This is a genomic window from Cellulomonas cellasea (assembly GCF_030372105.1).
In the GTDB taxonomy this organism is placed as follows: Bacteria; Actinomycetota; Actinomycetes; order Actinomycetales; family Cellulomonadaceae; genus Cellulomonas_A; species Cellulomonas_A cellasea_A.
Genome location: NZ_JAUDBQ010000012.1, coordinates 43,596 through 65,520 on the forward strand (window position 1 = coordinate 43,596; position 21,925 = coordinate 65,520).

Genomic DNA, 21,925 nt, shown 5'->3' on the forward strand with positions numbered 1-21,925 from the left:
CGCGGCGGTGGGACGTACCCTGATCGCGATGACCAGCACCATGCCCGACGCCGTCCCGCACCCGCTCGTGGTCCGGACGGTGCCGCTCGACGACCTCCCCCGCACCTCCGGCGACAGCGCCGACCCCGCCGACCTGCTGGGCCTGCTGCCCGCCGACGCGCCCCTCGCCTGGGTGCGGCGCGGCGACGGCATCGTCGGCTGGGGCGAGGCGCTGCGGGTCGACGTCGCAGGGCGCGACAGGTTCGCCGACGCCGAGCGCGCCTGGTCCGAGCTGCTCGCGCACGCGATCGTGCGCGACGAGGTGGGCCTGCCCGGCACCGGCCCGGTGGCGTTCGCGTCCTTCGCCTTCGACGAGGGCTCCGCAGCGGGCGGGGTGCTCGTGGTGCCGCGCGTCGTCGTCGGCCGCCGCGGCGCCCGGAGCTGGCTCACCACCATCGACACCGGCGCCACGCTGCGCGCCACCCCCACCCTCGCCGAGCTCGCCACCCCGCAGCCCGAGCCTGTGAGCCCCGGATCCGTCACCTACACCGACGGCGCCGTGCGCTCCGAGGACTGGCTGTCCGTGGTCGAGCGCGGCGTCGAGGCCATCCGCGCCGGCGAGGTCGACAAGGTGGTGCTGGCCCGCGACGTGTACGCCACCACCAGCGAGCCGCTCGACGTGCGGTGGCCGCTGCGGCGCCTCGCCGCGCGCTACCCCTCGTGCTGGACGTTCAGCGTGGACGGCCTGATCGGCGCCACGCCCGAGCTGCTGGTCCGCTCCGAGAAGGGCCTGGTCACCTCGCGGGTGCTCGCCGGGACGATCCGGCGCACCGGCGACGACGACGCCGACCTGGCGCGCGCCGCGACGCTCGCGCACTCGTCGAAGGACCTCGAGGAGCATGAGTACGCGGTGTCCTCCGTCGCCGAGGCGCTCGCCCCGTTCTGCACGTCCACCAACGTGCCCGACGTGCCGTTCGTGCTGCACCTGCCCAACGTGCTGCACCTCGCCTCCGACGTGACGGGCGTCCTCGCGGCGAACCCGTCGAGCCTCGCGCTCGCCGCCGCGCTGCACCCCACCGCCGCCGTGTGCGGCACCCCCACCACCGCGGCTGCCCAGCTCATCAACCGCATCGAGGGCATGGAGCGCGACAGGTACGCGGGCCCCGTGGGCTGGCTCGGCGCGGACGGCGACGGCGAGTGGGGCATCGCGCTGCGCTCCGCGCACGTCGACCAGCAGGACCCGCGCCGGGTGCGGCTGTTCGCGGGCTGCGGCATCGTCGCCGCGTCCGAGCCCGCCGCCGAGCTCGCCGAGTCCGAGGCCAAGCTGGTGCCGATGCGGGACGCGCTCGGCGCCGACTGACGGCGCCGAGCGCGTCCCGCGTCACGGCTTGGGCGTGCTGACCCCCTCCGGTCAGTTCCCGTTCTGCTGCTGTTGCTGCTGTTGTTGCTGCTGGAACCACTCCCAGAGCTGCTCGGGCGTCACATCCGAGCCATTGCGCTCCTGCCCCGGCTGGGTGGTGCTGCCCGGCGTCGGGGTGGTGGGCGCGCTCGTCGACGTCTCCTGACGGGTGGCGAGCGTCGCCTCGACATCCTTCGTCTGGCCGTCCCGCACCAGCGTCAGGGTGACCTTGGAGCCGGACGTCAGCTCCCGCACGTAGGCCGTGAGCGACTCCGCGCCCGCCACCGGCTTGTCGTCGATCGCCACGATCACGTCACCGGGCTGGACGCCCGCCTCCGCGGCCGGCGAGCCATCCGTCACGGCCTGCACCACAGCGCCGCGACGGGTCACGCCGTCGGCGGTGGCCGTGCCGTCCGTCATCGAGACCCCGAGGAACGCGTGCTCCGCGGATCCCGAGTCGATGAGCTGCGTGCCGATCTGCTTGGCCAGGTTGACCGGGATCGCGAAGCCCAGGCCGATCGACCCCGACTCGCTCGACAGCGTGGCGATCGAGGACGTGATGCCGATGACCAGGCCCTGGCCGTCGAACAACGGGCCGCCGGAGTTGCCCGGGTTGATGGCCGCGTCGATCTGGATGGCGTTGGTCACGGCCTCGCCGCCAGACTCCGACGTCGACACCGGGCGGTCCACCGCCGAGACGATGCCGGTGGTCACCGTGTTGGACAGGCCCAGCGGGTTGCCGACCGCCATGACGGCCTCGCCCACCTTCACGTCGGCCGAGTTGCCCAGCGTCGCGGGATCCAGGTCGTCCGGGGCGTCCAGCAGGCGGATCACGGCGAGGTCGGTGGCCGAGTCGGTGCCGACCACCTCGGCCTGGAACAGGCGGCCGTCGGTCAACGTCACCTCGATGCCGTTGTCGACGGCGTCGCCGACCACGTGGTCGTTGGTCAGGATGTTGCCGTCGTCGTCGATGATGACGCCCGAGCCCTGGCCGGCGCCGCTGGAGGTCTGCACCGCGATCGCCACGACCGACGCCTGCACCGCCGAGGCCACCCGCTCCCAGTCGGGGTTCTCCACGCTGGAGCCCTCGACCGGCGCGGACGGCGACTCGGAGGAGCCCTGGCCGATGGTCGCCAGCGACGAGCTGGAGCCGTTGTCGTCACGCAGCACGAGCGCCATCAGGCCCGCGGTCACGATGCTGGCCAGCAGCGCGGCGGCGATGGCCACGCCGACGAGCGGGCCCCAGATGGACCGGCGCCGCGGGGGCTGGCCGCCGGGGCCGCCGGGGCCGCCGGGCTGGCCCGGGCCGGGGCCGCCGGGATAGCCGGGGCCGCCAGGCTGGTCGGGGCCGCCGGACTGGCCGGGGCCGCCAGGATGGCCGGGGCCGCCGTAGCCGCCGCGCTGGCCGGGGCCCTCGCCCGCTGGCGGGTGGGCTTGGCCGGGGCCCCCGGCGCCGCCCGACCATCCGCCCTGGGCGCCGTGCGCCGTCGGCGCGGCGGGGTGCGGCGGCTGGAACGGGTTGGTCGGATGCGAGGGCTGCTGGCCCTGGTGTCCGGGCTGCCCCTGCTGGGCGGTGGGGCGAAGAACCTGCGTGTCCGCGTCGCGAGGCTCGGCCGGGCGCTGCTGGTCGGCAGGGCGCTGCTGCTCGGCCGGGCGCTGCTGGTCGGCAGGGCGCTGCGGCTCGGCCGGGCGCTGCTGGTCGGCAGGGCGCTGCGGCTCAGCGGGGTGGTGCTGCTCGGCGGGGTGGTGCGGCTCCGCGCCACTGTGCGCGTCTGGCTCGACGGGCTGGGCCGGCTGCTGTGGCTGGTCGGGCTGCGCGGAGCGCGGGTCGTCCGGGGTGCTCATGGGTGGCCTCCTTAATGCCCACCATGAGACATGTCGGCGCTGGGCGCATCCTTCAGGATTCCTGGGAATCCGCTAAGAATCGCCCTCGCACGGTGACAGTGCCCGCCACCTGGGAAAACGCCCGCGGGCGTCAGTTCAGCGAGCGCCGGATCGCGTCATCGGCGGAGGCCCCGAGCCGTGCCATCAGGGCGCGGCGTCCAGCCCGGTCCACCCGCACCTCCACCACGCTGACGCCGGGCCCGGGCGCGGCGAGCGCGGGAGCCAGCCCGTCGACGTCCGTGACCCGTGTGTGGCGGACCCCGTAGGCCGCGCACAGCGCTGAGAGGTCCGCGCCGTGCGGTGTCGCGAAGACCCGCTCGAACACGTCGGCGTGCTCGGGCGCCCCGTGCTCGAGGGTGGCGAAGATCGACCCGCCGTCGTCGTGCGCCACGACGATCTGCAGGTCCACGGCGGGCTCGAACGGCCCGCGCAGCAGGCCCCCCGCGTCATGCAGGAACGTCAGGTCGCCGAGCAGCGCGCGCACCCGCCGCCGGGGCAGCGCGAGGGCGACCCCCAGCGCTGTCGAGACGAGCCCGTCGATGCCCGCGAGCCCCCGGTTGGCCAGCACGGTGCGGGGCTCGTCCCACGCGGCCACCAGGTCGAGGTCGCGCACGGGGTTGCTGGAGCCGACCACCAGCACGTCGTCGGCGCGCGTGGCCCGGGCCACGTCGCGGGCGAGCGCCGGGCCGCTGACCCGGGTGCCGCTGCGGGACGGCGGCGTGGGCGCGTCGAGCACGTCGTCGATCGCGGCGAGCGCCGCCTTGCCCGCGGCCTGCCAGGCGGCGAGCCAGCCGGGCGGGCCCGCATGCGGATCGGCGCCGGCGCGCATCGAGGCGGGGATCGCGGTGTGCGCCTCGGCCGCGCGGCGCGGCGCGTCAGGCCAGTCGCGGCCCGACGGCGCGATGACGATCACCTCGACGTCGGCGCGGCCCAGCAGATGCTGCACGGGGCGGGTGAGGGTGGGCCGGCCGAGCACCACGGCCCGGCGCACCGCCCCCCCGAGCTCCGCGTGGGTCAGCAGCAGCCGGTGCGCGGGGACCGCGTGGGCGCTGCCGAGGGCCCCGGACGACGGCTCGGCCAGCAACGGCCAGCCATTCGCCTCCGCGAGCTCGCGGGCGGCGGGCCCCGCCCCGTCACCGGCGACCACCACGGTGGGCAGGCTGCTCGCGCGGCGGGCCGTGGGCGCCGGGCCGTCGGCGTCGGGCGACTCCGCTGCCGGGGCGAGGCGCTGCGGGACACGGGTGAGCCCCTCCACACTCGGCTCCGGCCAGGCCGAGGACTGCGGGACGAGCGGCTCCCGGAAGGCCAGGTCGAGGTGGACCGGGCCCGGGATCCCGCTGCGCGCCCCCGTCGCCGCGGCGACCGCCCGGGAGAGCAGGTTGCGCAGGTCGGCGTCCTCGCCGGGCCGGCCGGTAGGCGCTGGGACATCGGCGGCCAGGCGCGTCGACGTGCCGAAGATGCCGGCCTGGGCGGTGGTCTGGTTGGCGCCCGTGCCGCGCAGCTCATGCGGCCGGTCGGCGGTGAGCAGCATCAACGGCAGGCCGGCGTGATGGGCCTCGAGCACTGCGGGGTGCAGGTTCGCCACGGCCGTGCCCGAGGTCGTCACGACGACCACGGGCCGCCGGTCGCCGATCGCGTCATGCGCCTTGGCCAGGCCCAACGCGAGGAATCCGGCGGCGCGCTCATCGGTGCGCACATGCAGGCGGATCGCCGGCGCGCCGGCGGGGCGCTCCCCGTCTGGCCGGGCCGCGTCGGCCAATGCGTACGCGAGCGGCGCGCTGCGCGAGCCGGGCGCCAGCACCGCGTCCCGCACCCCGAGGGCCGCGAGCGCCTGCACCAGCACGCGCGCCGCCTGGGTGGCGGGGGCGTCGTGGTCGTCGGCGGGACGCGGGCCCGGCGTGGAGGTGCTCGTCACGGTCTTACCGTAAACCGGGGCCGCTCGATCGCCCGCCACCGCTGGCCCCATCAGCCACGGGCCGCGCGGGGCGCCACCGCCTCGATCTCGGCCAGTCGTGCGAGCCAGCGGTCGCGCGCGCCGGGCTCGGCGGCGACGGCGGCCAGCAGCCCAGGGTCCGCGTCGGGCCGGCGCACGGCGATCTGCCCGTCCACGGGGAGCAGCGGGTCGGCGGTGACGTCGGCGGTGAGGAGCTGGGCGGTGGCGAGCCCGCACGCGTACGGCAGCTCAGGGAGCGCTGCCGCGAGCGCCAGGCCCGCGGCGAGCCCCACGGAGGTCTCCAGCGCGGAGGAGACCACGACGGGCAGCCCCACCTCGGCGGCCAGGTCCAGGCAGGCGCGCACCCCGCCGAGCGGCTGCACCTTGAGCACCACGATGTCCGCCGCCTCGGCGCGCACCACGGCGAACGGGTCCTCCGCGCGGCGGATCGACTCGTCGGCTGCGATCAGCACGTGCGTGGCGCGGCGCACGGCGGCCAGGCCCGGCACATCGGCCACAGGCTGCTCGGCGTACTCGAGGCCCCCCGCGGCGCGGTCGAGCACCCGCAGCCGGGCGATCGCGGTGTCCACGTCCCACCCGCCGTTGGCGTCCACCCGGATCGCGCCGCTGGGCCCGAGGGCGTCGCGCACCGCCTCGAGCCGCTCCACCTCGTCCCGCTCGGACTGCCCTGGCTCGGCGACCTTCACCTTGGCGGTGCGGCAGCCGCCCGAGGCGCTGACGATGCGGTGCGCCGTCGCGGCGTCCACGGCCGGCACTGTGACGTTCACCGGGATGGCGTCGCGCACCGGGGCGGGCCAGCCGACCTCGGCGGCCTCCCGCGCGGCCCGCAGCCAGCTCGCGGACTCGGCGGCGTCGTAGTCCCAGAACGGGCTGAGCTCGCCCCAGCCCGCGGGCCCCCGCCACAGCATCCCCTCGCGCACGGTGATGCCGCGGAACCGGGTCCGCATCGGGATCTGGAAGACGTGCGGGGCGGCGGTGTCGAGGGGCACGGCCCCAGCCTAGGAGGGCCGTCCCAGCGGCTCGAACCGGCGCCGCGGGACCAGCCGACGCAGGTCCGCTGGCTAGGGTGTGGGACGTGAGCGACCTCCCCCCTCAGGTGTCCGAGACCTTCGACCCGACGCGCTGGCGCGCCGTCGCCGGCTTCGAGGACCTCACCGACCTCACGTACCACCGCGGTGTCGAGCGGACCTCCGGGCCGGACGGCGCCAGCGAGCGCGACCTGCCGGTGGTACGCGTGGCCTTCGACCGGCCCGAGGTCCGCAACGCGTTCCGCCCGCACACCGTCGACGAGCTGTACCGCGTGCTCGACCACGCCCGGATGAGCTCCGACGTGGGCACGGTGCTGCTCACCGGCAACGGCCCCAGCCCGAAGGACGGCGGCTGGGCGTTCTGCTCCGGCGGCGACCAGCGCATCCGCGGCCGCGACGGCTACCGCTACACGTCCGACCCCGACGCCGAGCACGCCGACGCCATCGACCCCGCGCGCGCGGGCCGCTTGCACATCCTCGAGGTGCAGCGCCTCATCCGCACCATGCCCAAGGTGGTCGTCGCGGTGGTGGGCGGCTGGGCCGCCGGGGGCGGGCACTCGCTGCACGTCGTCGCCGACCTCACGATCGCCTCGCGCCAGCACGCGCGGTTCATGCAGACCGACGCCAATGTCGGGTCCTTCGACGGCGGCTACGGCTCGGCGCTGCTCGCCCGCCAGGTCGGGCAGAAGCGCGCCCGGGAGATCTTCTTCCTCGCCCGCGAGTACTCGGCCGAGGACGCCCTAGCGTGGGGCGCCGTCAACGACGTCGTCGACCACGACCAGCTCGAGGACGCCGCGCTGGAGTACGCCCGGATCATCGCCACCAAGTCGCCGCAGGCCATCCGGATGCTGAAGTTCGCCTTCAACCTGGCCGACGACGGGCTGGCCGGCCAGCAGGTCTTCGCGGGCGAGGCCACGCGGCTCGCGTACATGACGGATGAGGCCGTCGAGGGGCGCGACGCGTTCCTGCAGCGCCGGGACCCGGACTGGTCCGGCTTCCCGTACGCGTACTGAGCCGGCACGCGTACTGAGCCGGCACGGGTGCTGAGCCGGCCGAGGTGCTGAGCGCGCGTCAGCGCTCGGCGAACGCCCACGCGGCGACATCGAGGACCTGGCTGACCAGCAGCACGCCCCCCAGCATCAACGCGAGCAGCACGCCCCCGGCGACGAGCACCGCCGCGACGCCGTGGTTGTCGTGCTCGATGGCCTCATGCGAGTCGAGAGTTGTCATGCGACCAGCCTGACGACGACGCCGTGGCGACACATCGGCCCACCGGCCGAGCCCGCCGAGGCGGCCCTCCACCCTGCCGGGGGCGCCACGTCAGCCCCCGGGCGCAGGCCCGGCGCCGCAGGTCCACCCCAGGCAGGACAACCCGGCCCGGGCGGCCACGCCGCATGCTCACACCCCGCATGGTCACACGCCGCAGGGTCAGCTGACGGTGAGCGAGCCCTTCCCGGCGGGGACCAGCTCAACCCAGGTGTTGCCCGGCGCCAAGGTCACCGAGGCGCCCTCGGCGGTGACGAGCCGCAGCGGCGCGTCAGGCGCGTCCTTCTGCCAGCGGGCCGCGAGGGTCTTGCCGCCGGTGGCCACAACGGCGTCACCGGAGCCCACGAGCGAGTAGGTCGGCACCGCGGCGCCGCCCTGGGCGCCATACCCCGTGTCCGGGTGGTCGGCGGTGATCGCCACGACGTTGGTCGCCGAGAGCCGGGCGCCGCTCGCCGCGGTGGCCGGGTTCGACCCCTCGGAGCGCAGCCACGCCGAGCCGTCCCAGGTCCAGCTCGGGCTGGAGGCGGCCGAGAGCCGGAACGCGAGCGTTCCCGCGGGCGTGCCGCCGGTGACCGCCGAGGCGCGCTCCAGGCTGCGGGCGAAGTCGAACTGCTCCTGCGGCGCGGCCTGGTGCTCGCCGTCCATCTGGTCCCAGAACACCTGCGGGTTGCCGTACACGTTGTGCGGCGCGGACCGCCCGCTCACCCGGTACATGCCCCCGACGCCGCGGTCATGGCTCAGGGACTGCACCCCGGAGGCGGCGACCTCCTCGAGGATGCCGGGCTGGCCGCCCGAGTACGCGAGCAGCCCGTGCAGCGGCGCGACGATCAGGGGGTCCATCGGGCGCACCGAGCGGATGGGGCCGACCTCCCCCGGCACCTGCGAGTGGAACACCGCGACGAACCGCGACACGTCGAACTCGACGATCGTCTCCCACACCACGTCCGCCTGGTCGAGCCCCGCCTGCGGCCGCGCGACGGCGGTGTTCTCGATCTTCACCGCGAGCGCGGGCCGGGCGGCGGGCTCCCCCGCGACACCCGTCAGCGGCCACGTCACGGGGATCACCGGCGCGGGGGCGGCGGCCTTCGCGGCCTCGATCGTCGGGGGGACGACGACCGGCTCCTCGACGCGCGGCATGGGCGCCGGCGAGGAGCAGGACGCGAGCACGAGCACCGCCGCGAGCCCCAAGCCGGTGACCGCCGTCGTGCGCGCCCGCCGTGCCGTCCCCCGCGCCGTCCCTTGTGCCGCACCTCGTGCCCAGCGCATGAATCCCCCTCGTCGCGGCGCTCGCCGCAGTGTCAGCTGACGGTGACGGAGCCCGACCCGTTCGGGACGAGCTCAACCCAGGTGTTGCCCGGAGCCAGTGTGACGTTCGTTCCGTCGGCTGTGGCGAGGGTGAGCGGCGCGTCGGTGGCCGACTTGGTCCACGTCGCCGCGATCGTCTGGCCGCCGGACGCCACGAGGGCCTCGCCGGAGCCGACGAGCTTGGTCTCCGGGACGGGGCTGCCCGCCGGGTCGACGGTGCCCGAGTCGACGAGGTCCACGCGCAGCACCACCACGTTGGCGGCGGACAGCCGCTGGCCCGAGGCGGCGGTGGCGGGGACGCCCGACTCCGACCGCAGCCAGGTGGACGTGGCCGCGTCCCACTCCCAGCCCGGGTTCGAGTAGGACGAGATGTGGATGCCCACCGACGTGGCGGGCGTGCCGGCCGTCACGGCGCTCGACTGGGCCACGGCGCGCGCGAAGCTGAACTGCTCCGCGGGCAGGTTCTGGTGGTCGGCGTCGGCCTGCTCCAGGAACGTGGACAGCGAGCCGAACACGTTGTGCGGGGCCTTCGCGGTGGACGCCCGGTAGAAGCCGTCGTCGCCGCGGTCGTGGCTGAGGATCTGCACACCCGAGTCGGACAGCGCCGTCACGAAGCCGGCCTGCCCGCCGGAGAACGCCACCAGGCCCTTGAGCGGCGCGGTGATGGCGGGGTCCATCGGGCGGATCGAGCGGATGGGCCCGACCTCCTCGGGGATCTGCGAGTTGTACACGGCCACGAACCGGGTCACGCCGCCCTCGACGACCTGCTCCCAGACCACGTCGGCTTGGTCCAGGCCCGTCTGGGGGCGGACCTCCTTCGGGTTCTCGATCTTCACCGCGACGGCGGGGCGGTTCACCACGTCGTCGGCGGCGACGCCGGTGAGCGGCCAGCGGTCCGGGACCACGGGCTCGGGGGCGGCGCCCTTCGCGGCGTCGATGGCGGCGTCGGCGGTCACCGGGTCGCTGGGCGCGCCCGATCCGCACGCGCCGAGCGCGAGGCTGGCCCCCACGGCCAGCAGTGCTGCGGCGCGGACACGACGGGCAGCCGGCGACGACCTCCGCAGACGGGCTGTCATAGACACGGCTGAACTCCTTCCGCTGCCCGGCCGGTCTGCCGGGCGACCGCCACACTGTAGGGCCCCGACCTAGGCTGAGGGCGTGAGCCGTGCCGTCTGCCTGCTGCCCGTGTCCTCGTCGACGTCCAGTCTCCGCGCCCTGACGGCGGCGCTCGCAGCAGCCCTCGACGGCTCCGGGCCGGCGGTGCTGCCGGTGGCCGAGGGCGTCGCGGACGCCGCGTCCGACGCCGGCCTGACGGTCCCGGACGACGTGGCGGTGGTCATCCGCACGTCCGGATCCACCGGCGCCCCGCGCGGCGTGCTGCTCACCGCGGCGGCGTTGCGCGCGTCGGGCGAGGCGACTGCGGAGCGGCTCGGCGGCCACGGGCGGTGGCTGCTCGCGCTGCCCACCGAGCATGTGGCGGGCCTGCAGGTGGTGGCCCGCTCGCTCCTGGCGGGGACGACTCCCGTCACGCTGGCCCCGGGCCCGTTCCGCGCCGAGGCGTTCGCGCGGGCCGTCGAGTCCCTCGACGCGGGCCCGTCCGGGCGGCGGTACACGTCGCTGGTGCCCACGCAGCTCCACCGCCTGCTCGAGTCGCCCGCCGGAGTCGAGGCGCTCCAGGCCTTCGACGCCGTGTTGCTCGGCGGCGCCGCGGCCTCCCCCGCACTGGTCGAGGCGGCGCGCGGCGCCGGGGTGCGTGTGCTGACGACCTACGGGATGAGCGAGACGTGTGGCGGCTGCGTGTACGACGGCCAGCCGCTGGACGGCGTGCGCGTCGACGTCGACGCCGACGGCCGCGTGCTGCTAGCCGGGCCGGTGCTCGCCGCGGGGTACCTGGGGCGGCCCGACCTCGACGCGGAGGCCTTCGTGCTGCGCGACGGCGTGCGGTGGCTGCGCACCAGCGACCTCGGCGAGCTCATGCCCGACGCCGACGCCGCCGGCGGCATGCGGCTGCGGGTGCTGGGCCGCGTCGACGACGTCCTCGTGACCGGCGGCGCCAAGGTCGCGCCCGCCGCCGTGGAGGGCGTGCTGCACACCCTCGACACCGTCGCCGAGGTGTGCGTCGTGGGCGTCCCCGACGCCGAGTGGGGGCAGGCCGTCACGGCGGTGGTCGTGCCCCGGCCCGGCACCGACGGCCCAACCCTCGCCGAGGCGCGCGCCGCCGTGGCCGGCGCCCTGGGCTCGGCCGCCGCGCCCCGGCGACTGCTCGTCGTCGGCTCGCTGCCCGTGCGCGGCCCCGGCAAGGTCGACCGCAGGGCCGTCGCGGAGGGCGCTGCAGCCGCCCTCGCCGAGCATCTGGACGCCACCGACGACGAGCCCGACGACCCTCACGGCCACGACGCCGTGGCGCGTCCGCACGGCGGCGCCCGGTAACGTCCGGGGGTACCCACATCCGCACCGGCCCGCCCGGCGCACCCGCCCGCCCATCTGGCCTCGTCCACGATCGGCGACCGAACAGGAGCACGATGGCCACCTCGTCCGAGTGGATCGCAGGCGCCCGCCCCCGCACCCTTCCCGCTGCCGCCGCCCCTGTGCTGGTGGGCACGGGCGCCGCCGCGCAGTTGGGCGCCGAGAACCTGGCGCGCGGGCTGCTCGCCCTCGGTGTCGCGCTCGCCTTGCAGGTGGGCGTCAACTACGCGAACGACTACTCCGACGGGGTCCGCGGCACCGACACCGACCGGGTGGGCCCCATGCGGCTCACCGCCACGGGCCTGGCCCGACCGGCGCAGGTCCGGCTGGCGGCCTTCGCGGCCTTCGGCGTCGGCGCGGTGCTCGGCCTCGCGCTGGTGGCGCTGTCCGGGCAGTGGTGGCTGCTGGCCGTGGGCGCGCTGTCCATCGCGGCGGGCTGGTACTACACCGGCGGCTCGCGCCCCTACGGCTACCGGGGGCTCGGCGAGGTCGGGGTGTTCGTGTTCTTCGGCCTGGTCGCGGTGCTCGGCACCACCTACACGCAGGCGGGCCGCATCTCGTGGCCGGCCGTGGCAGGCGCCGTCGCGATCGGCCTGCTCGCCTGCGCGCTGCTCATGGCCAACAACCTGCGGGACGTGCCCACCGACGTGCTGGTCGGCAAGCACACCCTGGCCGTGCGGCTCGGCGAGTACCGCGCCCGCCGCGTGTTCGCCGCGATGGTGATCCTGCCGATCCTGCTGGCGATGGCCTGCGCGTTCGTGGCGCCGTGGTCGCTGATCGTGCTGTTCCTGGCCCTGCCCGCCGGCCTGCTGGCCGTGACGGTGCTGCTCGGGGCGCGTGGCATCGCGCTGGTGCCGGTGCTGGTCGGCACCGGGCTCTACGAGCTCGCGTTCGGCGTGCTGCTGGGGATCGGCCTCGCGCTCTAGCCGTCATCCCCTGGGACGAGGGGCCAGCGCCCTGCCCGCCCACGGGCGGAAGCCGATCGGTCCGCCAGGCTGACGCGCCCGGCACGCCGCAGGGCGGAGCCTGGGCCGATGACGCTCTACTCCCACGGCCGGCAGGTCCGTCCTCGACACCGCCGTGGTCGCCGTGCCCTGGTGCTCGTGCTCGTGCTGGCGGCCGCGCTGCTGAGCGGGGCCGCGCTCGCGATCGCGCAGGGCCGCGGCCCGGGCGCCGCCGCGGGGTCGGCCCCGCCGGCGCAGGACTCCCCCGCGCCCGTCCAGGCGCGCGGCGACGCTCCCCCCGCTGACCCTGGGCTCGACGGGGTCGACCTGGAGTTGGCCCGCCGGGTCGCGCAGGCCAAGGCCGCGGCGGCCGACGAGGGCGTGGCGCTGACGATCACCTCCGGGAAGCGCTCGGAGGATGAGCAGCAGGCGCTGGTCGACGCGGCGGTGCACCGGCACGGCTCGGTGGAGGAGGCCAAGCGGTGGGTGCTGCCGCCGGAGTCCTCGGCCCATGTGCGGGGCTTGGCGGTGGACGTCGGCCCGACGGACGGGGCGCTGTGGCTCGGCGAGCACGGGCTCGACTTCGGGCTGTGCCGCACCTACGCCAACGAGATGTGGCACTTCGAGATGCTGCCCGACGGCGCGAACTCCTGCGCACCGATGCACGAGGACTCGTCGTCAGGATGGTGACGGCGGCGGCCGGGCCGGCGCACGGGCTAGGAGGCGCCCTGCTCGCGTTCGGCGGCGTCGAGGGCGGCGTCCTCGATGTCGGCGTCGTCGGGGGCCGGGCCGCCCGCGCGCGCGGACCGGGCCACCGCGCGCCGCTCGACGAACTGCGCCGCCTCCTGGCGCTGCCGGCCCAGGAGCACATACGACAGCGCCCAGGCGACGAAAGCGGCCAGCAGGACGGCCAGCCAGGAGCCCATCCCGGCCCAGACCAGGAGGGCGAGGCTCACGGCGAAGAGGCCGAGCCTCCACAGGGAGTACGTCACGACAGGCACGGCATCAGGGTATGCCGCCCGCGGGATCACATGGGCGCCGGCGCCGGGCGGGCCGCGGCGGTCCCCCCAGCGCAGGCGAACTAGGCTGAGGCGATGCGCAACCTCCTCGCCTTCGCGGCGGTCGGGCTCATCGTCTACACGATCTTCGACGTGCTGCGCAGCGAGGACTCCGAACGATTCGGGGTGAACCGGTTCGTCTGCCTGGCGTTCATCGTGGTGCTCCCCGTGGTGGGCTCCATCGCGTGGCTCGTGCTGCGCCAGATGGCCCGGTCCTCGCATGCGGGCCAGCGCCCGGCGGGGGCGCCGCGGTCGTCGGGCCCCGTCGCCCCGGACGACGACCCGGAGTTCCTCTGGCGGCTCGAGCAGCAGCGCCGCCGCGCCGACCGCGACCGTGCCGCCGACGACCGCCCGGACGAGCCGCGCACCGAGCTCTGACGGGCGCCGAGGCGTTCTGACGCGCCGGGCTCTGACGCGCGCAGGGCTGACCGCCCCGCGCGCGTCACCGCGTCACAGTCCTCCGTAGGAGTGCAGCCCGTTGGGGATGAGGTTGACGACTGTGAAGTTGGCGATCACCGCGGCGTAGCCGACGAAGACGAAGTACGCGGCCCGGCGCCCGCTCCACCCGCGCGTGGTGCGCGCGTGCAGGTACGCCGCGTACACGACCCACGCCACGAACGTGCCGACCTCCTTGGGGTCCCAGCCCCAGTACCGGCCCCACGCATGCTCGGCCCAGATCGAGCCGCCCACCAGCGCGAACGTCCATCCCACGAAGCCGATGGCGTTGAGCCGGAAGGACTGCGCCTCCAGCGCCCGCGGTGAGGGCACGGTGCGCAGCCACGCCCACGCGGGCCCGGTCACGCGCCAGCGGTGCAGGGCACGGCGCAAGCCGTCGGCCCGCCGCCAGGGCTGCTCGAGGTGGCTGCGGCCCGACTCGCGGGAGTCCTTGAGCACCTGCAGCGCGGCCGCGGCGAAGGCCACGGTGAACACCCCGGTGGCCAGGATCGCGACGCCGACGTGCAGCACCAGCCAGTAGCTGTCGAGGGCGGGCTGCACCGCGTCGGCCTGGATGAAGAAGACCAGCAGCGCGAACGCGAGGGCCAGCACCGAGATGCCGAGCACGATGACGCCGACGAACGGGATGAACCGCTTGCGCTCGATGAACACCAGCACGGCGACGGCGGTGAGCACGCCCACGAGCGTGAACTCGTACATGTTGGCCGTGGGCGAGCGGCCCGCGGCGACGCCCCGCGCGATGATGCCGGCGAGCAGCAGCACCCCGCCGAGCAGCGTTGTGCTGCGGGCGATCCCGGCGGCCTTGGCCCCGTCACCGCTGGGCAGGTCGTCGACGGGCAGGTCGTCGGCGGGCAGGCCGTCGGCGGGCGGGCCCGGGACGCCGGCCACCGACGCCGTGCCGTCCGCGGCGGACGTCGCCGCGCCCGCCAGCACCGGCTCGGGGGCCTCCGCGCGGGAGGACAGCTCGGCCTGGCGGGCGAGCGCGAAGGTGTACGCGAGGAGCGCGATCGTCAGTGCGGTCGCGGAACCCCACACGAGCAACGTGCTCAGGTCGCCGACTGTCATCTCTGGGCCTCTTCTGCGGGTCGTGCCGGGGCGGGGTGGACGGGTGCGTCGTTGCTGGTGGCGTCCGGCCGACCGGAGAGACCGACGGCGGGCTGATCGGGGAGGGCGCTGAGCTCCGGAAGCGCGCTGAGCACGCGGTCGAGCTCGTCCTGCAGGCCGACGTCGTCGCTGCGGGCGAGCGCCCCGGCCGTGACCACTGTACGGAGCGGGTCGTCGCCGTCCACAGCAGCGCGGACCCACACGCGGCGGCGCGGCACGAACAGCGACGCGCACAGCCCGGCGATGGCCAGCAGGGCGAAGACCAGCAGGTAGGGCAGCGCCGGGTCGTGGCGCAGGTCGAGCGCCACGAAGCGCGGGACGCTCTCGAAGGTCAGCGTGCCGAGCCCGTCGGGCAGGTCCACCGTCTCGCCGGGGCGCACGTGCAGCGTCACGGGCTGCCCTTGCGCGTCGACGGCCTGCTCCATGTTCGTGTCGTCGAGCTGGTACACGTTCTGGGGGATGCCGCTGTCCAGGCCCAGGTCGCCCTTCCACACCGCGAGCACCAGCACGGGGTCGTGCGGCTGCGGGTCCACGGACCGCCAGATCGTCTCGGTGACCTGCTGCGCCGTCGGCAGCAGCGACCCCACGAGGCCGAATTGCTCCTGCCCCCCGGAGACGTCGGGCACCTTGATGACGCCCTGTGACGTGTACACCGTGTCCTGCGGCAGGAACGGCACCGCGCCGGCGAACGCCACCTCGCCCGCGGCGTCCCGCACCACGACCTGGGGCGCGTACCCGTTGCCCTGGAGGTAGACCTTGGCGCCGCCCGCTGTGAGCGGGTGGTTGACCTTGATGGTCGCGGCCTCGGGCTCGGCGTCCGGCTCGTCGAGGGTGACCTCGGCCAGGAAGTCGCGCGACTGCAGCGTCTGGGCGTCGAAGCGGGAGGTGAAGCGGTCCAGCGTGAGCCGGAACGGCGCGAGGCTCTCGGGCTCGAACGCGATGCCGGACTCGAACGTGTCGTAGTCCGTCTGCGCGTTGACGAAGGTGCCGCCCTCGACGATGAGCACCTGGCCGCGGAAGTGCAGCATCTGGCCGGTCGCCACCGACACCAGCAGCCCCACCAGCGCCAGGTGGAAGACGAGGTTGCCGGTCTCGCGCAGGTAGCCGCGCTCACCCGACACCGACCACACGCCGGGCTGCTCCTCGCGCGCCTCGGTGCGGAACCGCGGCAGCGGTCCAGGCCCGCGCAGCGCCCGCTCGGCGGTGCGAACCACCTCCTCGGGGCTCGCGGTCGACTGCGCCGAGCCCTTGGCGGGGAACCTGTCGAATCGGCGCGGGGTGCGCGGCGGGCGGGAGCGCATCGCCCGCAGGTGCACCTTCGCGCGCGGCAGGATACAGCCCACCAGCGAGACGAACAGCAACAGGTAGATCGCGGAGAACCAGGCCGAGCCGTAGACGTCGAAGAACCCCAGCCGGTCGAGCCACGGCCCGGAGCCCGGGTGGTCCAGCAGGTACTGCGCGACGTCCGACGGCGACTGCGGCCGTTGGGGGAACACCGATCCGGGCACCGCGGCCACGGCCAGCAGCATGAGCAGCAGCAGCGCGACCCGCATGCTGGTGAGCTGCCGCCACGCCCAGCGCAGCCAGCCGACGACGCCCAGCCGGGGCAGCGTGGGTGGCGCCGCGCCATCGGCGGAGAACGCGTCCTCGAGCCCCTCGGGCGTGTACGTGGTCGTGCGGTCGTCGCTCATCACACCACCGGGACGAAGAGGTCGGGGCCTGTGAGCAGGCCTTGGAGCCAGAGGGCCCAGGACGCCCACAGGCCGGTGGCCAGCGCGATCCCGAGCACCACGAGCAGCCCGCCGCCGATCCGCATGACGGCGAGCCGGTGGCGGCGCAGGAACCCGAGCGCGCGGCGGCTGCGCGAGGCTCCCAGGGCGAGGAGCAGGAACGGCAGCCCGAGCCCGACGCAGAACGCGATGGACAGCACGGCGCCGCGCCCCGCGGAGCCACCGTCGAGGGACAGCGCGGTGATGGCCACGAGCGTCGGGCCGATGCACGGGGTCCAGCCCAGGCCGAAGACGAGGCCGAGCAGCGGCGCGCCCCACAGCCCGGCGCGCGGGCTCAGATGGGGGCGGCGATCCTGCTGGAGGAACGGCACGAAGCCCATGAACGCCAAGCCCATGAGGATGACGACCACGCCGAGCACCCGGGTCAGCCAGCCCTGCCCGTCTTGCAGGGCGGCGCCGACTGAGCCGGCCAGCACGCCCAGCGCGACGAAGACGAAAGTGAACCCGGCGATGAACAGCGCGACGCCCGCGAGCAGGCGGCGCCGGTCGACCGCTGGCGCGGGCAGGTCGGGCGAGGGCGCGCCGGGCACGGCGCCGGGGCGGGTGGCTGAGCCGGCCTGGCCCAACGGCGCCAGCACCCGGGGCGCGCCGGGCGAGGCGACGGTGGCGCCCGACATGCCGCCCAGGTAGCCCAGGTAGCCGGGCACGAGCGGCAGCACGCACGGCGAGGCGAACGCGACGAAGCCCGCCACCAACGCGACGGGCACCGCGAGCAGCATCGAGCCGGAGAACGCTGTGGTGGCGAACGCCTCGCCGATGCCGGCCGTCATGGCGTGGCGGCCTGGGCCTCGGCCAGGACGTCGTCGACGAGGCCGCGCAGGGTCGAGGCCTCGACGGCGCCGAGCACACGCGCGGCGACTCGGCCCTCCTGATCGAGCACGACGGTGGTGGGCACGGCCTGCACCGGCACGGCGCCTTGGAGCTCGGCGATCGCGGCACGGTCGCCGTCGGCGATGCTGGGGTACGGGATCTCGAAGGTGCGCTGGAAGGCCTGTGCGGCGCCTGCGTCGTCGGTGCCGTTGATGCCGAGCACCCGCACGCCCTGGTCGGCGTAGTCGGTGGCGAACGCGGCCAGGTCGGGCGCCTCGGCGCGGCACGGCGGGCAGGCGGCGTACCAGGTGTTCAGCACGACGACGTCGCCGCGCCAGGCGGTCAGGTCGTGCTCGACGCCCTCGAAGTCCGTGCCGACGATGGCGACGGGCTCGGAGCGGTCGTCCACGGCCCAGGTGCGTGTCGAGCCGTCGCCGGACTGGTAGCCCTGGTCGGCCACGTCCGTGGCGCCGCCCGCGTCCTCGGCGCCGCAGCCGGCCACGAGCAGCAGGCCCGCCACGACGGCTCCGGCGACGGCGGCCCGACCACGCAGCCGCCTCATGCTCCGGGCACTCCGGCGACGCCGGGGAGCAGCGACCCGGCAGGCTCGCTGTAGTCGATCCCCACGAGTTGGTCGTCCTCGAACCGGAGGCTGGTGAGCGAGGCCACCGAGCACTCCCGGCGGCGCGGGTCGTGCCACAGGCGGCGCTTCTCGAGCGCGCGGCGGGTGACCCAGATGGGGAGCTGGTGGCTGACCAGCACGGCCTCATGCCCGCGGGCCGCCTCGCGGGCGGTGTCCACGGCGGCGAGCATCCGGTCGACCTGCTCGCGGTAGGGCTCGCCCCAGGACGGGCGGAACGGGTTGCGCAGCAGCGGCCAGTGGCGCGGGTGGCGCAGCGAGCCGTCGCCGACGCCGAACGTCAGGCCCTCGAACTGGTTGATCGCCTCGAGCAGGTTCGCGTCGACGCCGATCGGCAGGCCGAAGGCCGCGGCTATCGGGCCGGCGGTCTCTTGAGCGCGCTGCAGGGGCGACGCGGTGACGACTGTGATGTCGCGGCGCGCGGTCCCGGACTCGCCGGCGAGGTGCGCGGCGACCATGTCGGCCATCGCCCGCCCGCGCTCCGAGAGCCGGAACCCGTCGAGGCGGCCGTAGAGCACGCCGGTGGGGTTGTGCACTTCACCGTGACGCAGCAGGTGGACAGTGGTGGCGACCATAGGACCAGTGTCCCAAACCCGGACGTGTGCTCTGTGCCGTTCCGGTGTGGCGGGGGCCACGGCGTGTCGGCGTCAGGCGGCGGGGCTCCCGCGCAGGGCGTCGGTGACGGCCTGCATCGCCGATCCGAGGGCGTCGAGCTGGTCGGCGGTGAGCACGTCGACCAGGTGCTCGCGCACCGCGCGGACGTGGCCGGGCGCCGCGGCGACGAGCCGCTGCCAGCCTGCCTCGGTCATGGTGGCGTTGACCCCGCGGGCGTCCTCGCGGCAGGCCGTGCGCTCGACGAGCCCGGCGGCCTCCATGCGGCGGATGGTGTGGGTGAGCCGGCTGCGGGAGTGCGCGAGCCCGTCCGCGAGCTCGGACATGCGCATGGTGCGCCCGGGCGCCTCGGAGAGCCGCACGAGCACCTCGTACTCCCCCAGCGAGAGGCCGGAGTCGGCGTCGAGCTCGCGTGCGAGGACGTCGTTGAGCAGCGCGTTGCCGTCGCGGAACGCGCGCCATTGGGCCTGCTGCTCAGCCGAGAGCCAGCGCACTTCCTGCTGGTCGGCCTCGGCTGGCGATGAGGTCGCCACCTGCTCTGTCATGTCTCCTCCGCTCCAAGAGTCGGCACCTCCGCGGCTTCGATGAGCCGTCCAGGGGTTGCGCGTCTGCCGTAAGTCTAGTAGAAATCTCAACTAAACCAATGTTGATCGTTCAACTACGTAGGAGCCTCTCATGAGCACAACCACCACCGCCCTCCCCGCCGGCCTCACCGCGGGCGTCTGGACCATCGACGCGTCGCACAGCGAGGCGGCCTTCGCCGTGCGCCACGCCGGCATCTCGAAGGTGCGCGGCACCGTCGCCATCACCGAGGGCGCCCTCACCATCGGCGACGACCTCGCCAGCAGCTCGGTGACCGCCACGCTCGACCCCGCCACCGTCAGCACCGGCGACGCGGGCCGCGACGGCCACCTCAAGACCGCTGACTTCTTCGAGATCGAGACGTACCCGACCTGGACCTTCACGTCCACGTCCGTGCGCAGCGACGGCGGCGACTTCGTCATCGCCGGCGACCTGACGCTGCACGGCGTGACGCGCCCCGTCGAGCTCGCCACCGAGTTCAACGGCACCGCCGTCGACGCCTACGGCAACACCCGCGCCGGCTTCAGCGCCACGACGACGATCTCCCGCAAGGACTTCGGGCTGACCTGGAACGCGGCCCTCGAGGCCGGCGGCGTCCTCGTCTCCGACAAGGTCGCGATGACCATCGAGATCTCGGCGATCCGCCAGGCCTGAGCCTGAGCAGCACGCAGCACCCGACGGGGACCGCACGCCTGGCGTGCGGTCCCCGTCGGCGTCAGCGGCCGGCGCTGGACCGGCGATGGTCATGGAACGCGAGGATCTGCAGCTCCGAGCCCAGGTCCACCGAGCGCAGGTCCACACCGACGGGCACCCGCAGCGGGCGCGGCGCGAACGACAGGATGCCGCTGACCCCGGCCTCCACCAGGCGGTCGCACACATCCTGCGCGGCCTCCGCGGGCGTCGCGATGACGGCGATCGTCGCCTCCAACCGGCGGACCACCCCCGCGAGCTCCTCGAGCGGCTCCACGACGAGGCCCGCCGTGCGCGTGCCCACCACCGCCGGGTCGGCGTCCACCAGGCCCACCACCACGAACCCGCGGTCCGGGAACCCGGAGTAGCGCGCGAGCGCCCTGCCCAAGTTGCCCACCCCGACGATGACCACCCGGCGCTCGCGCGTCAGGCCCAGCGTCGCCTCGAGCTCGGCGCGCAGCGCCTGCACGTCGTAGCCGACCCCGCGGCGGCCATGGGCGCCCATCAGCGACAGGTCCTTGCGGAGCTGCTCGGGCCGCACGCCGGCCAAACCCGCCAGCACCCCCGACGACGCCGTCACCACGCCCCGGGCCACCAGCGTCCCCAGCGCCCGCAGATACCCCGGCAGCCTCGCGATGGTGGCGGGCGGCACTGACCGCGCCTCGCGTGCCTCCGCCGGCTCCGAGATCCCGTCCGATTCACCCGGCGCCCTGCCGCCGACCTCCCGCAACGCCACCTGGCCCCCTCGTCCTCGAAGTCGCCCAGGCTAGGCGGTCGCCTCCGCCCGGGCCTAGGACCTCCGGGAGCGACCCGTCAACGCCGAGCGCACCCGGTCCTCGTCGATCCGCCAGTAGCCCTGCCGCACCCCGTCGACCTCGACCACCGGCACCAGCTCGCCGTACTCCTCGCGCAGCGACACACCGCCCGGGCCCGGCAGGTCGACGTCCACCTCGGCCCACTCGGCGCCCGCCTCGGCGCAGACCCGGCGCACCAGCTCGCGGGCGTCGTCGCACAGGTGGCATCCGGGGCGGGTGAAGAGCCGCACACGGGCAAGGGGCTGTTCGGCAAGTGGCACCACCCCAGCCTAGGCGCCGTCGATACAGTGGCCCGGTGCCCGACCAGAACACGCCCGATGCCACGGACGACCTCGCCCCCGCCGGGAAGAGCCAGGTGGCCGCGTTCTTCGACGTCGACAACACGATCATCCGCGGGGCCAGCGCCTTCCACCTCGCCGTCGGCCTGTACCGACGCGGCTTCTTCCGCAAGTGGGACATCCTGACGTTCGCGATCCACCAGTCGCGCTACCTGATGTTCGGAGAGAACAAGGCCCAGATCGACGAGGTCCGCTCGCGCGCGCTGGAGATCATGGCCGGCCACTCGGTCGCCGAGGTCACGGCCATCGCCGAGGACGTGTACGACGAGGTGCTGTGCCTGCGCATCTTCCCCGGCACCCAGAAGCTCCTCGACGAGCACATCGCCGCCGGCCACCAGGTGTGGCTCGTCACCGCCACCCCCGTGGAGATCGGCGAGCTGATCGCCCGCCGGCTCGGGGTCACGGGCGCCATCGGCACCGTCGCGGAGCACCAGAACGGCTTCTACACCGGCCGGCTGGTCGGCGACATGCTGCACGGCAAGGCCAAGGCCAGCGCGGTGCAGGCCATCGCGGACCGCGACGGGATCGACCTGTCCCGCTCCTACGCGTACGGCGACTCCGCCCATGACGTGCCGATCCTGTCGAAGGTCGGCAACCCGTGCGCCATCAACCCCGACGCCCGGCTGCGCCGCCACGCGCGCGACGTGGGCTGGCCCATCCGGGAGTTCCGCGGCAAGCGCCGCGCGGCCCGGCGCGGGGTCAACGCGGCCAGCTTCGCCGGGCTGGTGTGGGTGGCGAGCCTCGTGGTGCGCGCCATCCGGCGCGGCGCGCGGCCCTGAGCCACCTCCCCCGCCTGGAGCCGCGC

General features: G+C 75.1%; 23 protein-coding genes. 8 read left to right on the forward strand and 15 right to left on the reverse strand.

The window, feature by feature from the left end:
* The first annotated feature begins 28 nt into the window (after nucleotides 1-28).
* Nucleotides 29-1,339, forward strand: a complete 1,311-nt coding sequence (locus QUV83_RS12200) for an isochorismate synthase (protein WP_289564797.1) — start codon at nucleotides 29-31, stop codon at nucleotides 1,337-1,339.
* Between the two features lie 51 nt (nucleotides 1,340-1,390).
* Here the strand turns inward: QUV83_RS12200 and QUV83_RS12205 are convergent, their stop codons facing one another.
* The 3 genes from QUV83_RS12205 to QUV83_RS12215 form a co-directional block, all read right to left on the reverse strand.
* Nucleotides 1,391-3,223 (reverse strand): S1C family serine protease, encoded by a 1,833-nt coding sequence (locus tag QUV83_RS12205; RefSeq protein WP_289564798.1) that lies wholly within the window; start codon nucleotides 3,221-3,223, stop codon nucleotides 1,391-1,393.
* Between the two features lie 130 nt (nucleotides 3,224-3,353).
* Nucleotides 3,354-5,177, reverse strand: a complete 1,824-nt coding sequence (gene menD, locus QUV83_RS12210) for a 2-succinyl-5-enolpyruvyl-6-hydroxy-3-cyclohexene-1-carboxylic-acid synthase (protein ID WP_289564799.1) — start codon at nucleotides 5,175-5,177, stop codon at nucleotides 3,354-3,356.
* Nucleotides 5,178-5,227: 50 nt separating this feature from the next.
* Nucleotides 5,228-6,205 (reverse strand): o-succinylbenzoate synthase, encoded by a 978-nt coding sequence (locus QUV83_RS12215; protein WP_289564801.1) that lies wholly within the window; start codon nucleotides 6,203-6,205, stop codon nucleotides 5,228-5,230.
* Between the two features lie 86 nt (nucleotides 6,206-6,291).
* Between QUV83_RS12215 and QUV83_RS12220 the strand changes: the two genes are divergently transcribed.
* A complete protein-coding gene (locus QUV83_RS12220; RefSeq protein ID WP_289564803.1) occupies nucleotides 6,292-7,257 on the forward strand; it encodes a 1,4-dihydroxy-2-naphthoyl-CoA synthase in 966 nt (321 codons plus the stop codon).
* A gap of 58 nt (nucleotides 7,258-7,315) precedes the next feature.
* Here QUV83_RS12220 and QUV83_RS12225 read toward each other — a convergent pair whose 3' ends face one another.
* From QUV83_RS12225 to QUV83_RS12235, 3 genes are all read right to left on the reverse strand, one after another.
* Nucleotides 7,316-7,474, reverse strand: a complete 159-nt coding sequence (locus QUV83_RS12225) for a hypothetical protein (protein WP_289564805.1) — start codon at nucleotides 7,472-7,474, stop codon at nucleotides 7,316-7,318.
* Between the two features lie 198 nt (nucleotides 7,475-7,672).
* Nucleotides 7,673-8,776 (reverse strand): DUF3048 domain-containing protein, encoded by a 1,104-nt coding sequence (locus tag QUV83_RS12230; RefSeq protein WP_289564806.1) that lies wholly within the window; start codon nucleotides 8,774-8,776, stop codon nucleotides 7,673-7,675.
* A gap of 32 nt (nucleotides 8,777-8,808) precedes the next feature.
* Nucleotides 8,809-9,891 carry a DUF3048 domain-containing protein gene (locus QUV83_RS12235; protein WP_289564808.1) on the reverse strand — a complete coding sequence of 361 codons (1,083 nt, stop codon included), beginning with the start codon at nucleotides 9,889-9,891 and terminating at the stop codon, nucleotides 8,809-8,811.
* 82 nt (nucleotides 9,892-9,973) lie between these two features.
* Between QUV83_RS12235 and menE the strand changes: the two genes are divergently transcribed.
* The 3 genes from menE (at nucleotide 9,974) to QUV83_RS12250 (ending at nucleotide 12,915) form a co-directional block, all read left to right on the forward strand.
* Complete coding sequence (menE, locus tag QUV83_RS12240) at nucleotides 9,974-11,245, forward strand: o-succinylbenzoate--CoA ligase (RefSeq protein ID WP_289564810.1); 1,272 nt, start codon at nucleotides 9,974-9,976, stop codon at nucleotides 11,243-11,245.
* 92 nt (nucleotides 11,246-11,337) lie between these two features.
* The gene (locus QUV83_RS12245; RefSeq protein WP_289564812.1) at nucleotides 11,338-12,207 is read left to right on the forward strand and encodes a 1,4-dihydroxy-2-naphthoate polyprenyltransferase; all 870 of its coding nucleotides are present in this window, start codon (nucleotides 11,338-11,340) and stop codon (nucleotides 12,205-12,207) included.
* A gap of 108 nt (nucleotides 12,208-12,315) precedes the next feature.
* A complete protein-coding gene (locus tag QUV83_RS12250) occupies nucleotides 12,316-12,915 on the forward strand; it encodes a M15 family metallopeptidase (protein ID WP_289564814.1) in 600 nt (199 codons plus the stop codon).
* Nucleotides 12,916-12,941: 26 nt separating this feature from the next.
* On the opposite strand, the gene QUV83_RS12255 is transcribed toward QUV83_RS12250, so the two are convergent.
* Nucleotides 12,942-13,226: a DUF4229 domain-containing protein gene (locus tag QUV83_RS12255; protein WP_289564816.1), complete on the reverse strand. Its 285-nt coding sequence runs from the start codon at nucleotides 13,224-13,226 to the stop codon at nucleotides 12,942-12,944.
* Between the two features lie 93 nt (nucleotides 13,227-13,319).
* Between QUV83_RS12255 and QUV83_RS12260 the strand changes: the two genes are divergently transcribed.
* Nucleotides 13,320-13,661, forward strand: a complete 342-nt coding sequence (locus QUV83_RS12260) for a PLD nuclease N-terminal domain-containing protein (protein ID WP_289564818.1) — start codon at nucleotides 13,320-13,322, stop codon at nucleotides 13,659-13,661.
* A gap of 72 nt (nucleotides 13,662-13,733) precedes the next feature.
* On the opposite strand, the gene ccsB is transcribed toward QUV83_RS12260, so the two are convergent.
* The 6 genes from ccsB to QUV83_RS12290 form a co-directional block, all read right to left on the reverse strand.
* On the reverse strand, nucleotides 13,734-14,804 hold the full coding sequence (gene ccsB / locus QUV83_RS12265; RefSeq protein WP_289564819.1) for a c-type cytochrome biogenesis protein CcsB: 1,071 nt from the start codon (nucleotides 14,802-14,804) through the stop codon (nucleotides 13,734-13,736).
* On the reverse strand, nucleotides 14,801-16,534 hold the full coding sequence (resB, locus tag QUV83_RS12270; protein ID WP_289564820.1) for a cytochrome c biogenesis protein ResB: 1,734 nt from the start codon (nucleotides 16,532-16,534) through the stop codon (nucleotides 14,801-14,803). The genes ccsB and resB overlap by 4 nt, the downstream gene beginning before the upstream one ends.
* Nucleotides 16,534-17,403: a cytochrome c biogenesis CcdA family protein gene (locus QUV83_RS12275; protein WP_289564821.1), complete on the reverse strand. Its 870-nt coding sequence runs from the start codon at nucleotides 17,401-17,403 to the stop codon at nucleotides 16,534-16,536. Before QUV83_RS12275 ends, resB begins: the two co-directional genes overlap by 1 nt.
* A complete protein-coding gene (locus QUV83_RS12280; protein WP_289564823.1) occupies nucleotides 17,400-18,005 on the reverse strand; it encodes a TlpA family protein disulfide reductase in 606 nt (201 codons plus the stop codon). The genes QUV83_RS12275 and QUV83_RS12280 overlap by 4 nt, the downstream gene beginning before the upstream one ends.
* On the reverse strand, nucleotides 18,002-18,658 hold the full coding sequence (locus QUV83_RS12285) for a histidine phosphatase family protein (protein WP_289564825.1): 657 nt from the start codon (nucleotides 18,656-18,658) through the stop codon (nucleotides 18,002-18,004). Before QUV83_RS12285 ends, QUV83_RS12280 begins: the two co-directional genes overlap by 4 nt.
* A gap of 72 nt (nucleotides 18,659-18,730) precedes the next feature.
* Nucleotides 18,731-19,240, reverse strand: coding sequence for a MarR family winged helix-turn-helix transcriptional regulator (locus QUV83_RS12290; protein WP_289564827.1), 510 nt, complete (start codon nucleotides 19,238-19,240; stop codon nucleotides 18,731-18,733).
* 130 nt (nucleotides 19,241-19,370) lie between these two features.
* Here QUV83_RS12290 and QUV83_RS12295 point away from each other — a divergent pair, with 130 nt between their 5' ends.
* The gene (locus QUV83_RS12295; RefSeq protein WP_289564829.1) at nucleotides 19,371-19,931 is read left to right on the forward strand and encodes a YceI family protein; all 561 of its coding nucleotides are present in this window, start codon (nucleotides 19,371-19,373) and stop codon (nucleotides 19,929-19,931) included.
* A gap of 61 nt (nucleotides 19,932-19,992) precedes the next feature.
* Here the strand turns inward: QUV83_RS12295 and QUV83_RS12300 are convergent, their stop codons facing one another.
* Together QUV83_RS12300 and QUV83_RS12305 are read right to left on the reverse strand one after the other, a co-directional pair.
* The gene (locus QUV83_RS12300; protein WP_354003944.1) at nucleotides 19,993-20,703 is read right to left on the reverse strand and encodes a redox-sensing transcriptional repressor Rex; all 711 of its coding nucleotides are present in this window, start codon (nucleotides 20,701-20,703) and stop codon (nucleotides 19,993-19,995) included.
* 54 nt (nucleotides 20,704-20,757) lie between these two features.
* A complete protein-coding gene (locus QUV83_RS12305) occupies nucleotides 20,758-21,042 on the reverse strand; it encodes a glutaredoxin family protein (RefSeq protein ID WP_436231914.1) in 285 nt (94 codons plus the stop codon).
* A 35-nt stretch (nucleotides 21,043-21,077) separates the two neighbouring features.
* On the opposite strand from QUV83_RS12305, the gene QUV83_RS12310 reads away from it, so the two are divergent.
* Complete coding sequence (locus QUV83_RS12310; RefSeq protein ID WP_289564833.1) at nucleotides 21,078-21,899, forward strand: HAD family hydrolase; 822 nt, start codon at nucleotides 21,078-21,080, stop codon at nucleotides 21,897-21,899.
* Nucleotides 21,900-21,925 lie beyond the last annotated feature (26 nt).